Annotated in this window: 12 protein-coding genes; 6 read left to right on the plus strand and 6 right to left on the minus strand. The window is 67.6% G+C overall.

Going from position 1 to position 13,251, the window contains the following annotated elements:
* Positions 1-633 precede the first annotated feature (633 nt).
* Positions 634-1,584: an RNA-binding protein gene (locus OG568_RS52665; protein WP_329537198.1), complete on the plus strand. Its 951-nt coding sequence runs from the start codon at positions 634-636 to the stop codon at positions 1,582-1,584.
* 267 nt (positions 1,585-1,851) lie between these two features.
* Here the strand turns inward: OG568_RS52665 and OG568_RS52670 are convergent, their stop codons facing one another.
* The 3 genes from OG568_RS52670 to OG568_RS52680 form a co-directional block, all read right to left on the minus strand.
* Positions 1,852-2,055, minus strand: a complete 204-nt coding sequence (locus OG568_RS52670; RefSeq protein ID WP_329537199.1) for a hypothetical protein — start codon at positions 2,053-2,055, stop codon at positions 1,852-1,854.
* Positions 2,056-2,410: 355 nt separating this feature from the next.
* Positions 2,411-3,940, minus strand: coding sequence for an MDR family MFS transporter (locus OG568_RS52675; protein WP_443077933.1), 1,530 nt, complete (start codon positions 3,938-3,940; stop codon positions 2,411-2,413).
* A 54-nt stretch (positions 3,941-3,994) separates the two neighbouring features.
* A complete protein-coding gene (locus tag OG568_RS52680; RefSeq protein WP_329537200.1) occupies positions 3,995-5,437 on the minus strand; it encodes an aldehyde dehydrogenase in 1,443 nt (480 codons plus the stop codon).
* Positions 5,438-5,567: 130 nt separating this feature from the next.
* Between OG568_RS52680 and OG568_RS52685 the strand changes: the two genes are divergently transcribed.
* Positions 5,568-6,125 (plus strand): TetR/AcrR family transcriptional regulator, encoded by a 558-nt coding sequence (locus OG568_RS52685; RefSeq protein ID WP_329537201.1) that lies wholly within the window; start codon positions 5,568-5,570, stop codon positions 6,123-6,125.
* A gap of 93 nt (positions 6,126-6,218) precedes the next feature.
* Here OG568_RS52685 and OG568_RS52690 read toward each other — a convergent pair whose 3' ends face one another.
* Entirely contained in the window at positions 6,219-6,371 is a 153-nt protein-coding gene (locus tag OG568_RS52690; protein WP_329537202.1) for a hypothetical protein, read from the minus strand.
* A gap of 48 nt (positions 6,372-6,419) precedes the next feature.
* Between OG568_RS52690 and OG568_RS61880 the strand changes: the two genes are divergently transcribed.
* Entirely contained in the window at positions 6,420-6,935 is a 516-nt protein-coding gene (locus tag OG568_RS61880; RefSeq protein ID WP_443077934.1) for a low temperature requirement protein A, read from the plus strand.
* A 169-nt stretch (positions 6,936-7,104) separates the two neighbouring features.
* On the opposite strand, the gene OG568_RS52695 is transcribed toward OG568_RS61880, so the two are convergent.
* Positions 7,105-8,301: a serine hydrolase domain-containing protein gene (locus tag OG568_RS52695; RefSeq protein WP_329537203.1), complete on the minus strand. Its 1,197-nt coding sequence runs from the start codon at positions 8,299-8,301 to the stop codon at positions 7,105-7,107.
* Positions 8,302-8,458: 157 nt separating this feature from the next.
* Here OG568_RS52695 and OG568_RS52700 point away from each other — a divergent pair, with 157 nt between their 5' ends.
* Together OG568_RS52700 and OG568_RS52705 are read left to right on the plus strand one after the other, a co-directional pair.
* Positions 8,459-9,289, plus strand: a complete 831-nt coding sequence (locus OG568_RS52700; RefSeq protein ID WP_329529970.1) for an IS5 family transposase — start codon at positions 8,459-8,461, stop codon at positions 9,287-9,289.
* Positions 9,286-9,708 (plus strand): hypothetical protein, encoded by a 423-nt coding sequence (locus OG568_RS52705; protein ID WP_329529971.1) that lies wholly within the window; start codon positions 9,286-9,288, stop codon positions 9,706-9,708. Before OG568_RS52700 ends, OG568_RS52705 begins: the two co-directional genes overlap by 4 nt.
* A gap of 383 nt (positions 9,709-10,091) precedes the next feature.
* Here the strand turns inward: OG568_RS52705 and OG568_RS52710 are convergent, their stop codons facing one another.
* Entirely contained in the window at positions 10,092-10,265 is a 174-nt protein-coding gene (locus OG568_RS52710) for a hypothetical protein (RefSeq protein WP_329537204.1), read from the minus strand.
* A 347-nt stretch (positions 10,266-10,612) separates the two neighbouring features.
* Between OG568_RS52710 and OG568_RS52715 the strand changes: the two genes are divergently transcribed.
* The gene (locus tag OG568_RS52715; RefSeq protein WP_329537205.1) at positions 10,613-13,147 is read left to right on the plus strand and encodes an NB-ARC domain-containing protein; all 2,535 of its coding nucleotides are present in this window, start codon (positions 10,613-10,615) and stop codon (positions 13,145-13,147) included.
* The last annotated feature ends 104 nt before the right edge of the window (positions 13,148-13,251 follow it).

Here is a 13,251-nt window from a genome sequence, read left to right on the forward strand (position 1 = left end):
TGGGTGCGCCACCGGCGGAAGGCCGCCAGATCGGGCTCTTTCGCCGCCACCAGATCGGTCGGCGGATCCAGCACTCCGGCCAGGAAGCCCTCCAGACGACGGAGGCAGCGTCTGGACGACCGGGGACAGCTCCGCCAGCTGCTCGAGCACCAGCCGGTAGACGTCCTCCGGCAGACGGTCCGGACAGCACGCATGCATCACACTCGCCCCCATACCTCAGTCCCTGCCACCACAGCACCCACCTCCTCCACCCCACATTATCGAACTAGAATTCGAATACGCGAGAGGGTGAGCACGATCGCCCGCATGTGACGGAGCACGACAGTTTGCGAGTGGAGCACGACAGCTTGCGAGCGAGTCGCCGGTGACTCTCTGTACGGCGGCTCGGAGGAGCTGTCCTGTCCCCGCGATGTGTAAGCAGTCTGGCCCTTGCGTAGGCGGGTGCGTCAGCGTCCCGGTCATGTGCAGGCAGGCTTCGCAGATGTCAGCGCGAAAGCCCGGACTGTTGTGACAGCGGCGGATAGGAGTACGCGCCCCTGCCGAGAGGGCTGACGGTGGAGGTCGCGGCAGGAACCCGGCAGGCCGTTGTCACGAACTACGCTGACATCCCCTTCCAACAGTCCAGGGAGCAGCGTGCCGCCGTCCTTCGCCCACCGGATAACCAAGTACAACCCCGCCGACCGCGACGAGCGCGGGCACTACCACGGCGCTGAGGACACGGTGAGCGACCACGGGCCGGTCGAAGCGGCCTACTTGAAGGCGATCGCCGCCTTCGCGCAGGAATCGGGCATTGACCGGCTGAAGATCCGTGAACCGGAGGTCACCGGCTTCGTCAACTTCGGCCTGGAGGCGCCGGTTGACGGACACGGCCTCGCTGGGCTGTTCCCGCCGGACCTCACCGGCTACTACGACGGTGCCGAAGTCTCAGTGCCGGTCGCACTGGAGCTGGTCCGGGCCATGCTCCGTGACCAGGGCGCCTGGTGCCGGCTGGAGCAGCAGGACACGTTCACCGTGCACGTCGGGTGGGATCAGTACCTGTACGTCGGCAGCGACCAGCCCTGCGAAGCAGCCGTCGCCCGGACCCGCGAGCTCGGCCTGTTCGCGGAACCGATCACGGCCTCGCCCTACGCCGCGGACCTTGAGGAACCAGAGGTGACACAGGCTGCGGACGAGGAGTTCTGGGAACGAGTACGCGCAGAACTCGCCGCACCGCAGACGCTCCTCCTGGAGGAGACCTACCTCCGCAACGCCACCCGCTGGCACCGCCTCACCGAGAACAACCTCGATACCGTCCGCGCCGTGCTCGGCCCACGCGCGCTCCTGACCGTCTGGCCCGACCTCAGCCCTGATGTCGATGCGGTCCTTGCCGCGCTGCCCGAGGACGAAACCGTGGACTTCGTCTGGGAGACGCCGAACGGAACCATCCGCCACGTGACCGTCGACGAGACCCACCACCAACAGCTCACCACTTTGGTGACGGGCGCGAGGGCGGCCTGCTCCCTGCCCCTGGCCCTCGACGAACACCACCCACTGTTCCACGTTGCACTACCTGACAGTGACGGCGTGCTGCGCGCCAGGTGGTGACCTGGTTCTCCAAGTCCTGTCTACGGGGTCGGCCCAACGCTGCTCGCCCGACTCCGCGGGTGATCCATCACCGTAACTACAGTTGAGCGGGACATTGGCAACCCTCCTGTCCCAATCATCTGCAGGCATCGCGGGTCAGAACCTTGTCCTGACCACAGTCATCTGGAACAGGACGGGAGCGAATCACTGAACTGAACCGTCGCTGGTGAGCAATTTCGAACCGGCTCACTCGGGTGAGCTGGGCGGCGTAGGCGTCAAGGAGCGGCTTCATCTGCTGGTAGAAGGGCACCTTGTTCTGCCGGAGCCAGTGACCGACGGTGCCTCGGTGAGGGCGTGGACCTGACGGTCCAGCAGCTGTGCCTTTGTGGACACTCGGGCGTACCCGACGAGGGTGTCGGTCAGGATGGCGGGTTCGGGCGCGAGAGGGTCGAGGTCCCCGGAGGTCTCCAGCGCGGCGAGAAGTGTATCCAAATCGGTCGTCCCGGGTTTTTGAGCACGCAGACTTTTTGACATCGTTTCTCGGACACTCGCCGTCCCGAATCCCGCAGGTCGGGATTTCTGACCGCCCGTCACATGACCTTGTTCATCAATCGGTCGATTGTGCAACAGCCCTTCGACTGGTGACGCGGTGACCTTGTCGCGCGTTAGTGTTTCGGGCGCCGCACTCATCGGTTCAAGCCTGCCGTGGATCACCGTCGGCATCATGAACCCGACGGCAGGGAGCCAACCGGCCTCAGCAGGCCGACCACCCGAGGGCGCTGCCCGAATCTGCTGGCGCCACCCGGCAGGCTGTACCTCGACCACGCATTACGACCCTGCCGACTGCTCAGTTCGACTGGCGGGAGCGCGCGGTAAGGAACGCGGCCAGCAGGGTGCCGACGATGGCGAACGCAGTGATCCACAGGAAGCCGGTGGCGGTGGCGTGGGCGAAGGCGTCGAGGACGGCTTGGCGGGCGATGGGCGGCAGCGAATCGACCGTGTCGGTCTGGGTCGGGTCGATCCCGCTCGGCACGTGGATGCCTCGGTGCGCCGCGTCGTGCAGTCGGTCGGCCAGACCCACGTTCAGCAGGGTGCCGAAGATCGCGACGCCGAAGGCTGCGCCGGTGGAGCGGGCGAAGGTGACTGCGGCGCTGGCGGCGCCGATGTCCGCGGCGGGGACCGAGTTCTGTACTGCGGTCAGGACGACCATGGGCACCATGCCGATGCCGGCACCGGTGACCAGGAAATATGCGCTGAGCACCAGGGTGCTTGTGCCGGCGCCGATGGTGGCGAGCAGGAGTAGTCCGACGACGTTGAGAGCCATGCCGGCGATCAGGATCACCCCGACCCGGTCGGGGCGGGCGATCTGGCGTCCGGCAAGCGTCTGGGTGACGACCAGGCCGCCGACCAGCGGCAGCAGGTGCACGCCGGAGAGGGTGGCCGACACGCCGTGCACCACTTGAAGGTAGGTGGGCAGGTAAATCAGCACACTGAACATTGCGACGTTCGCCGCGAAGCCGATCAGCGAGCCGAGGACCACGGTGCGCGAGCGCAGCATGGCCGGCGGCAGGATGGGGGCGGACGCGTGCCGCTCCACCGGCACCAGCAGCGCGCTGAGCGCAACGGCGGCGAATACCAGCCCGGCAATTCGCGGCGAGCCCCAGCCCCAGCGTTCGCCGAAGGAGGTGACCATGACGAGGGCGGTGGCGATGGAGGCCAGGAGGGTCGCGCCGGCGTAATCGATGCGGGCGGTGGCGGCGCGTGCTGCGTTCGGCAGTACCCGGGCGGCCAGCAGCAGGGCGACGGCGCCGACGGGCAGGTTGATCAGGAACGCCCAGCGCCAGGACAGATCGTCGGTGAAGACGCCGCCGAGTAGCGGGCCGATTATGCTGGCCACGCCGTAGACGGAGCCGAACATGCCCTGGTAGCGGCCGCGTTCGGCGGGGGCGACGATGTCGCCGACAAGGGCGAAGGTCAGCACGATCATGCCGCCGCCGCCCACGCCCTGCACCGCGCGAGCCGCGATGAGCTGGGGGAGGTTCTGTGCCAGGCCGCACGCGGCCGAGGCAACCAGGAACAGCGCCGTCGCCAACAGGTACAGGCGCTTGCGGCCGACCATGTCGCCGAGCTTGCCCCACAGCGGGGTGACGGTGGTCGAGGCCAGCAGGTAGGCGGCGCTGACCCAGGCGATGTTCGCGAAGCCGTTGAGGTCGGAGGCGATGCGCGGCAGCGCGGTGGAGACGATGGTCTGATCGAGGGCGGCCAGCAGCACGGCGAGGACCAGAGCGCTCATGGCCGCGGTGACGCCGGGGCGCCTGTCGTGTTCGAGGGGAGGGTGCGGCGTTGCTGCGGGCTCGGGGGCAAGGGCGGTGGACATGGCGGGGCCTCCAGTCGGGGGCCGCGTGCCCGCGGCCCCCTGTTCGACGGGTGATCAGATGGTGACGGTCTTGTATTCGAGGTAGGTGTTCAGGCCCGCGAAGCCGTACTCGCGGCCCAGGCCGCTGGCCTTGAAGCCGCCGAACGGGCCGTCAAAGCCGATGGGGGCGCCGTTGATCGTGACGGTGCCGGTGCGAACGCGGCGGGCGATGGCCAGGGCGTGCTGCTCGTCGGCGGACCACACGCCGCCGGACAGGCCGTACTCGGAGTCATTGGCGATGCGCACGGCGTCGTCCTCGTCCTCGTAGGCGATGACGACCAGCACCGGGCCGAAGATCTCCTCCTGGGCGATCCGCATCGCGTTGTCGACGTCCGCGAAGACGGTCGGGGTGACGTAGTAGCCCTGTTCCAGGCCGACCGGCACCTGCGGGCCACCGGTGACCAGGCGTGCGCCTTCCTTGATGCCGATCTCGATGTAGTCGCGCACCCGCTGCTGCTGGTCGCGGCGGATCATCGGGCCGATGAAGGTGTCCGGGTCCTGCGGGTCGCCGACCTTCAGCGACTCGACGACCTGCTTGACGGCGGCGACGACCTCCTCATAGCGCCTGCGCGGGGCGAGGATGCGGGTCTGGGCGATGCACGCCTCGCCGTTGTTGAGCAGGCAGGAGAAGGCCAGGCCGGCTGTGAACTTCGCCAGGTCGGCGTCGGGCAGGACGATGGCGGCGGACTTGCCGCCGAGCTCCAGGCTGACGCGCTTGAGCTGCTGGCCGGCGATGGAGGCGATCCGACGCCCGGCGCCGGTCGAACCGGTGAACGCGATCTTGTCGACGTCGGGGTGGGACACCAGGTGCTCGCTGGTCTCGCGGTCGGCCGGCAGCACGCTGATCGTGCCTGCGGGCAGTCCGCACTCGGCCAGCAGGTCGGCGAGCAGGCCCGTGCTCAGGGAGTTCTCCGGTGAGACCTTCAGGATGACCGTGTTGCCGGCCAGCAGCGCCGGAATGATCTTCGCCAGGGAGGCGGAGAACGGCGAGTTCCACGGGATGACGGCGGCCACGACGCCGATCGCCTCGCGGCGCACCACGCTGCGCACGGTGGCCGCGGGGTCGGTGGGAGCCAGGGTCTCCTCCCACGCCAGGTCCTCGGCCGCCTTCAGGTAGGCGTTGGCCTGCCGGGTCAGACTCGGCTGCCCGGCGCGGGTGAACCAGCCGGCGGAGCCGTTCTCCGCGGTGATCACGGCCGCGATCTGCTCGGCGCGGGCCTCGCGCAGGACGTTGAGGCGGCGCAGCACCGCGATCCGCTCGGCCGGCGGAGTGTTCGGCCAGGTCCCCTCGTCGAAGGCCGCGCGGGCGACGGCCACCGCACGGTCCACGTCGGCCGGCCGGGCCTGGGCGGCGCGCCCGACGAGCGACTCGTCGTGCGGGGACAGGATGTCGAACAGGTCCGGGCTGCTCGGCTCGGTCCACGTGCCGCCGATGAACAGCTTGTCGTAGGTGATCATGATCGTCCTCCCAGTCCCGGGGCGAAGGCTTCGCCAACCGCCTCATCAATGTAGCACTTAGATATGGGCATGGTGCGCTGATGTGGCAGTAACTGGTCTATCTACCTCGTGAGTGTGTATACTCGTGACCATGAGAGCCGACGCAGCGCGCAACCTCGAACTTGTCCTGAGCACCGGGGCCCGGATGCTCGCCGACGACGCCTCGGCGAGCATCGCCGCCATCGCAGCGGAGGCGGGCGTGGACCGGCGCACCGTCTACCGGCGCTTCGCCTCCCGCGAAGAACTCCTGGCCGCCGTCTACCAGGCCCGATACGACGCGGTCGAGCAGGCCGTTGACGCCGCCAGGCTCGATCAGGCCCCGGTTCCGGTGGCACTGCACCGCTACGTCGAGGGGATCATCGCGGCCAACCGGAAATGGCCGGTGGAAACCAGCCGCCTGCACGCCGAGGAGACGATCCGCGAGCGCCGCCAACGCCTGATCGACCAGGTCGACGCCTTCCTGCGGCGTGCGACCGACGAGGGACTGCTGCGCTCTGACCTGCCGCCCGGCTGGGTGGCCGCGCTCCTTCCGCCGCTGATGCGGCACGCCGCCGAGAACCTGCCCGACCTCAGTCCCGCACAGGCCGCCGACGTGGTGGTCGACACGCTGCTGCGCGGAGTCGGCGCCCCCCTGCTCGCGGCGAGGTGAGTCACCGGGATAGGCGCTCAAGACCCTGTGGCGGCGGAAAGTCGGCTCCCCAGCCGGCCGCATCGCACCCAGGACCACTCGTGAGCACCGGCGTCAGTGTCCCGGCGAGGGCGGCTCCGCCTGGCCGATGGGGGACGCCTCGTGGCGCCGCCCGGCGATGACCGCCGAGTCCCACCGGGTGACCTCCTTCGAGATCTTCTTCGACCTGGTCTTCGTGTTTGCGATCACGCGGGTCGTCTCGTTCATGGCCCGGTCGCTCACGCCGCCACCCGGGCCCGGGGTCTGATCCTGCTGTTGCTGCTGTGGTGGTCCTGGGTGGCCTACGTCTGGCTGGGCAACCGGGTGCGCACCGACCAAGGCCTGGTCCGGGCCGGGATGCTGGTGGTGATGGCCGCGCTGTTCATAGCCGCACTGGTGATGCCGGACGCCTGGAGCCGCCGCACCGGGACGGTGGACGCGCCGCCGATCCTGGCCGCGGACCCGCTCGCCTACCGGGTCGCCCGCGCACACGGGCCGGTATCCCCGATGCCCGGCCCCGCGCACTGCTCGGCTGCGATCGTCGCGCGCGAATCAAGACGAGGATCAAGGAGCCGGGCGTGCCCACCAACTTTCTCAGTGAGGAACAGCGCAGGCGCTTCGGGCGGTTCAGCGAGGAACTCGACGAAGGCCAGCTCGCCGGCTCCTTCCTGCTGGACCAGACCGCCCGGCGCCGGGCCATGGCCGCGAAGGCCCCGCTTCCACTCGCTCCTCAAAGGCGCACGCAAGAGCTTCGCCTGGCAGGACTACTTGAGCACGGGACAGACAGGGTGATGTTGGTTTCGGCATTTCCTCGGTGCCCGAGGCGTCCCCGCGGTGTGCTGTCGCTAGGGGTGACGTGCAGGTCGTCGATGTACCGACAGGGCTGGTGTTGGTCCCACGCCTGTCAGCCGGACGATCTTGTGCTGCCGTACGCGCTGCCCCGGCGGGCCACCACCGGCTCTCACGGGGTTCCGCCGCTGCGAGAAGAGCACAGGGCATGGTCCACGAGAGCTGTGATGTCCCCGATCTGCCGCACGGCAGTTCCCTCATCGCCAGGTCGGCTGTGCAAGGAGACAGTGACGGCGCTCTGCCCGTCCGACGTCGTGGCAGGCCATACCAAGTAGCCGAATCCATCGCCACTGTGTCCCCAGTACCCGCCGCCACAGGACAATGGTGTCCAGTCCAGTCCGAGCCCGTCGCGCGTGCCCGGCGGGGCACCGTGGTCGGCAGGCACCTCGACCGTGCGCTGCATCTCAGCCAACTGGGCAGGGGCCAGAATCTCACCTCTCACCAGCGCCCTGAAGAACTTGTTGGTGTCCGCTGTCGTGCTGATCATGGCTCCGTCGGCGTCGTCGTCGAAGGGCAGATACGCGATCGTGGTATCAGTCATGGTGCCGCCCGGCTCGAACTGCTGGTAGTCACGGGCATGGGGACGCGGCAGGAACGGCCAGTTGCCGGGTACGACAGTGTGTGTGAGCCGTAACGGACGCAGAATCCTGGCTCGAACCTCATGCTCCCAGGAATGGCCCGTGGCCGCCTTGATCACCATTCCGATGAGGACGTAGTTGGTGTTCGAGTACTCCCAGCTGCTGCCAGGCATAAAGGACGGCCGGTGCTGCATCGCGAAAGCAACGCGCTGCTCGGAGGTGTAGGTGGTCCAGCGATTCTTGCGATACCCGGCCGCGCTGAGATCAGGGACGACGTCACCGATGTAGTCGGGCAGCCCGCTGGTGTGCTGAAGCAGTTGGCGCAGGGTGACCCGACGCCCGTCATTCCCGTGGCCTCGCACCACGCCCGGCAGCCACTGGTCAACCGTGTCGTCCAGCGACAGTCGGCCTTCACCGACCAGCTGCAGCAAAACGGTCGCGACGAACGTCTTCGTAGTATTGCCGATCCTCACATACCCGTTCTGAGGCACCGGCTCTGTGGTGCTGAGATCGCCGACCCCACTGCGAGCGGTCCGCACTCCCCGAGGCGTCTCCAGCCTGACCGATACGCCCGTGACTCCGTCGTCACGCAACGCGTCGGAATCCCGCTGTAGCTGGGACAAGGGAGTAGAGGCCGTCGTCCCGGCTTCCGCCGGGACGAGTACCGCCAGAAGGGCAACAGCGAGGACGGTCGCTGTCCGACGACTGATCCGACTCTGCGTGATCGACATAGCCCAACGCTAGGAACGGTACAGCCGGCGAACCATCCGGCCAGCCAGAGGTCTCAGAGTGCGGGATGTGGCGTTCCGTCGGTCTTGTCATCGCTCGATGGTGTGACGTTGGGGCATCGCTGCCGGTCAGGCGTTCGGGGTTCGCTTGAGTTGTGGCATGAGCATGCGCAAGCCGTACCCGAGTGATCTCACCGATGAGCAGTGGGAGCTCGTCGAACCCGTGATCACGGCATGGAAGGCCCGGCATCCGTCGGTCAGCGGGCATCAGGGGAAGTACGCGATGCGGGAGATCGTGAACGCCATCCTCTACCAGAACCGCACGGGTTGTCAGTGGGAGTTCCTGCCCCATGACATGCCCCCGCCCGGAGCGGTGAAGTACTACTTCTACCTCTGGCGCGACGAGGGCACCGACCAGGACATTCACGACCTGCTGCGCTGGCAGCTGCGGGAGAAGCGGAAACGATTAGCCGACCCGAGCCTGGTGGTCCTGGACACGCAGAGCATCCACGTGGCCGTCGGCGTCCCGGCCACGACGACGGGCCGGGACGCCGCGAAAAGGGTGCCGGGCAGGAAGAGATGCCTGGCCGTGGACGTGCTGGGCCTCGTCATTGACTGCGTCGTCCTGCCCGCCTCCGCGCACGAGAACACCGCCGGCATCGCCCTGCTGGACGCTGTCACCGAGCAGTGCGACACGGTGAAAAAGGCCCTGGTCGACCAGGGCTTCAAGAAGAAGGTCGTCGAGCACGGCAGACACGTGGGTATCGACGTCGAGATCGTCGAGCGCAACCCGGACGACAAAGGCTTCGTTCCACAGGCCAAACGGTGGATCGTGGAGCAGACGAACGGGATCCTGATGTTCTACCGCCGTCTCGTACGCGACTACGAACACCGCCCCGCCTCCTCCCGCTCCCGCGTCCTGTGGGCGATGACCTCCGTCATGAGCCGCCGCCTCACCGGAGCCACCATCGCCTCCTGGAGGACCGCATGAGCGAAAACCCACAGGTCAAAGCCATCCTGGAACACATCGAAACCCGCGAACGCGAACTGGACGACCAAGCCGAGCAGTTCCGGGACCGCATCGAAGAACTCACCCGGCAGCTCGGCGAACTCGACGCGGAGAGCGAGAACCTGCGCATCACCCGCAAGACCCTCCTCACGCTCCCGCTACCCTCACCCGCCACCGGGCCGGACCGCCCCGACATCCCCGACCACCCCGCCTACCAGCAGATCCTCTCCGCCCTGGCCGACGCGGACCGGCCGATGCGCGCCCGCGATCTCTGCCAGGCCCTCGACCTGCCGATCCTCCCGAAGAACACCGAAGGCATCCGCTGCAAACTGAAACGCCTGGTCAGCCGGGGCATCCTCATCGAACCCGAACCCGGCTTGTTCGCCCGCCCCGACGCCTGAGGGCCACCCCACACCCGCGACCAGCGATCCTTCCCCAACCTCAACCACGAAACGGACAAGAACTCACGTTCCGCACTCTCATAGTCGGGTTCTCCCCCAGCCCGCTCTCTCGTGACGGCCAAACCGAGGCCGGTGCGGACTGGCCACGGCGAACCCGAAACTCACCAACCAGACGAAGTACTCTCACAAGCCGCCAACTCGTGGGCTCGCTGAACCGCCCCGGGTTCGGTGGATTCGAACCGGGGCGGTTCGCCTGGCGCACTGTCAGTGACGAGGTCGAATGAGCTCACCGTGCCGGCCCCCTCCGGAGTTCAAACGCGCGCTCCTGGAAGGTCCGTACCATATGGCGGGACACGGCAGACTGGGATACCTGTCCGCGAGCTTCACAGGCTGTGCCCCGTGGCCACCATGAGCACCATGGCCTCGATGCAACAACGTGCGGCGAATGCGTCCCGCTGGTCCTCCAAGAGCACGGTCGGCATGACGAACAACAGGCACCAGGAGTTCAGCTCCTGTTGGATCCACCAGTCGAGCCCCATCAAGGCGGCGACCACCATGGCTGATTCTCGTGTGCGGACTCGCATCGGGTTCCTCGCCTTTCTCCTGGGGTGGTCCAGAGCCTTTCGGCATCAGGAACGGCGATGGCCGCCCACGTGGGCGTTTTTCAAGGGTGTGCCGTGTGCACATTGCAGAATCGCCGTACCGCGATCACACACGTTCAACGGTTCCACCGGCCAGCCGCTCGGCGGAACCCGGACGAACCCGGACGGGCGCGGAGGGGCTGAGGGAGGGCTTCCGCAGCCTCTACACTGGTGGGCACGTTCGCACACGACACCGGGGAAGCCGAGGGGCGCAGGTGGCGAGTCCAGAGCCAGTAGATGAATTCCCCTTGCCACAGGACGACATGGACGTGGCGGACTTCGTCCGCGGCCTGCGCTCGATCAAGTTCTGGGCCGGCGACCCGTCGCTCGAAGTTCTGTACCGCCGGACAGGCGTGGCCACCAGCACACTGTCCGACGCGTTGAACCCGCAGCGGCGGCGCCTTCCTTCACTGGAACTGGTCCGGTCCCTGGTTCGTGCCTGCGGCGCCAACGCCGTACAGGCAGCGCAGTGGGAGCGGGCGTGGCGTTCTGCACGAGCCCGTGAAAGCCACTTCGCTACAGCCAGACCGCTGACAACAAGGGGCTTGCTTCCTGTGGCTCAGGACTGGACGCCCCGTCAACTTCCCTCAGATATCAGTGGATTTACCGGTCGCGCCGACGCCCTCGTGTTACTCGCCGGAATACGTCGGGACGCGCCCGCCACCGTGATCACCGGCACGGCCGGCATCGGCAAGACGGCGCTCGCCGTGCATTGGGCGCACCAGGTAGCTGCCCACTATCCGGACGGCCAGCTGTATCTCGACCTACGCGGACGCGCCACCGATCCCGCGCTCACCGCCTCCGAGGCATTGTCGTTGCTGCTGCAGTCTCTGGGGGTGCCGGACGAGCGGATCCCCCTGGACCTGAACCTGCAGATGGGCCTGTATCGGTCGGTGCTGGCCAACCGGCGGGTGCTGGTGGTTCTGGACAACGCTCTGGACGTGGCGCACGTTCGCCCGCTGCTGCCCAGCGGCCACGACTGCCACGCCCTGGTGACCAGCCGTGACACCCTGACAGGGCTGGTTGTCCGCGAGGGCGCGGCCCAGATCTCGCTGGACACCCTCGCCCCTGCGGAGTCCGTCGACCTGTTGGCGGTCCAGCTGGGCCAGGACCGCGTGGACGCGGAGCTGCCAGGCGCCGAAGAGCTGGCCGAGCTCTGTGCCCATCTGCCACTGGCTCTCCGTATCGCCGCGGCCAACCTGGCGGCCCGCCCGGCGCAGAGCTTGGCTGGCATGGTCGCCGAACTGGGTGGTACGGATCTGCTGGCACGGCTGCAGGTGGTCGGCGACCCGGAGAGCGCGGTCGCGGCGGCCTTCGATCTCTCCTACCGCTCGCTCACGGCGGAGGCACAACGCCTGTTCCGCCTCCTCGGGGTTATCCCGGGCCCGGAAGCGAGCCGCGAGGCGGCAGCCGTCCTGCTCGGCCGCGAGTTGTCGGCGCCGGTGCCGGAGCTCGACGAGTTACTGGCGGCGCACTTACTGTCCGAGCCAATCCCGGGGCGCTACCGCAGCCACGACCTGCTGGCACTGTATGCAAAGCAACTTGCGGGCACCGAGCCGCAGGAGACGCGCGCGTCCGCACTGCACCGGCTTCTGTCCTGGTACCTGCTCAGTGTGGACGCCGCCAACAGGATCAGCATGCCGAGCGGCTGGGTCCTGTTCCCTGACGAGTTCCCCCTGACCGGTGAGCCTCAGGCATTCTCCGGCCCGCACGACTCCCAGGCCTGGCTCGCCGCCGAACACTCGAATCTCATCACAGCAGTCATCCACGTCTCGGAGCACGGGCCCTTCCCCTTCGCCTGGCACATGGCCCACGCGCTGCGCGCCCACTTCTATGCCCAACGCTCGGACGGGGGCGCGCTCGCCGCCAGCCAAGCGGCACTACGTGCAGCCGAAGCACGCGACCACCCGCTCGGACGGGGAATGTGCCACATGTGTCTCGGCTTCATCGCGTGGGACAAGGGAGCCCTGGACGCGGCACTGGAAGAGTTCAACTCCGCGAAGATCCAGTTCGATCGGATCGGCTACGCCCGGGGACTGGCAGCCGCTTGGAACGACTCTGCTGAGGTTTGCACCAGGGCCGGCCGGATCGCTGAAGCCCTCCATCACGCCTCCACGGCCCTGACATTCCACACGGATTACACTCCGAGTCGTGCTGTGCATCATGCCAATCTCGCCGAGATCTTCCGGATACAGGGCGACTACGTGGCCTCGCAGTGGCACGCCCGGGAAGCCCTGGCCATCGCCGCTGGGAACGGCAACCCGCAGACAGCCGCGGTCGCCAAGTTCGAAGCAGGCATGACGCATCTGGCCATGGGTGAATTGGCCACGGCGGAGGAACTGCTGTCCGAAGGCAGGACCGCCGCCGAGCTTGTCGGCAGCCAGAACAACCTCTACGACGCGCTCTCCGCCCTGGCTCTCCTCTGCATTCGCGCCGGGCGTGTGGCCGAGGCACTGAACTGGATCGAGCCGCTTCAAGATCTGCTAGACCTGGGTACACCCGGCTTCGCACCGGAGGATCTCGCAGAAACGGCGATCGTCGAGACGTACCTCGCCGCAAACCGACTCGACCACGCACTCGAATTCGGTGCTACCGGGCTGGCCCGCCGCTTGGCCGCGGGCCACGGTCTGACGGTGACGCGTCTGCGCGTGGTCCTGGGACGCGCGCACGCTGCCGCGGGCGACTTCGTGACCGCCCGGTCACTCTGGGAGGCCGCGCTCCCTCACACCATCGAAGAATCCTTACCCGAACGCGCTGACATCGAGGGCCTGCTGGCAGATCTACAGAACTGCCCCTGACAGTGACCTGTGCCGCTCGGAAACACGATTCTGGGCCTGCCCTGGCAGTTCCCAGCCCAGCAGACCGGCCCGCACAGCATCTGCGACGATCTTTCGATGCCGCT

The sequence above is a fragment of the Streptomyces sp. NBC_01450 genome (assembly GCF_036227505.1).
Lineage (GTDB): Bacteria > Actinomycetota > Actinomycetes > Streptomycetales > Streptomycetaceae > Streptomyces.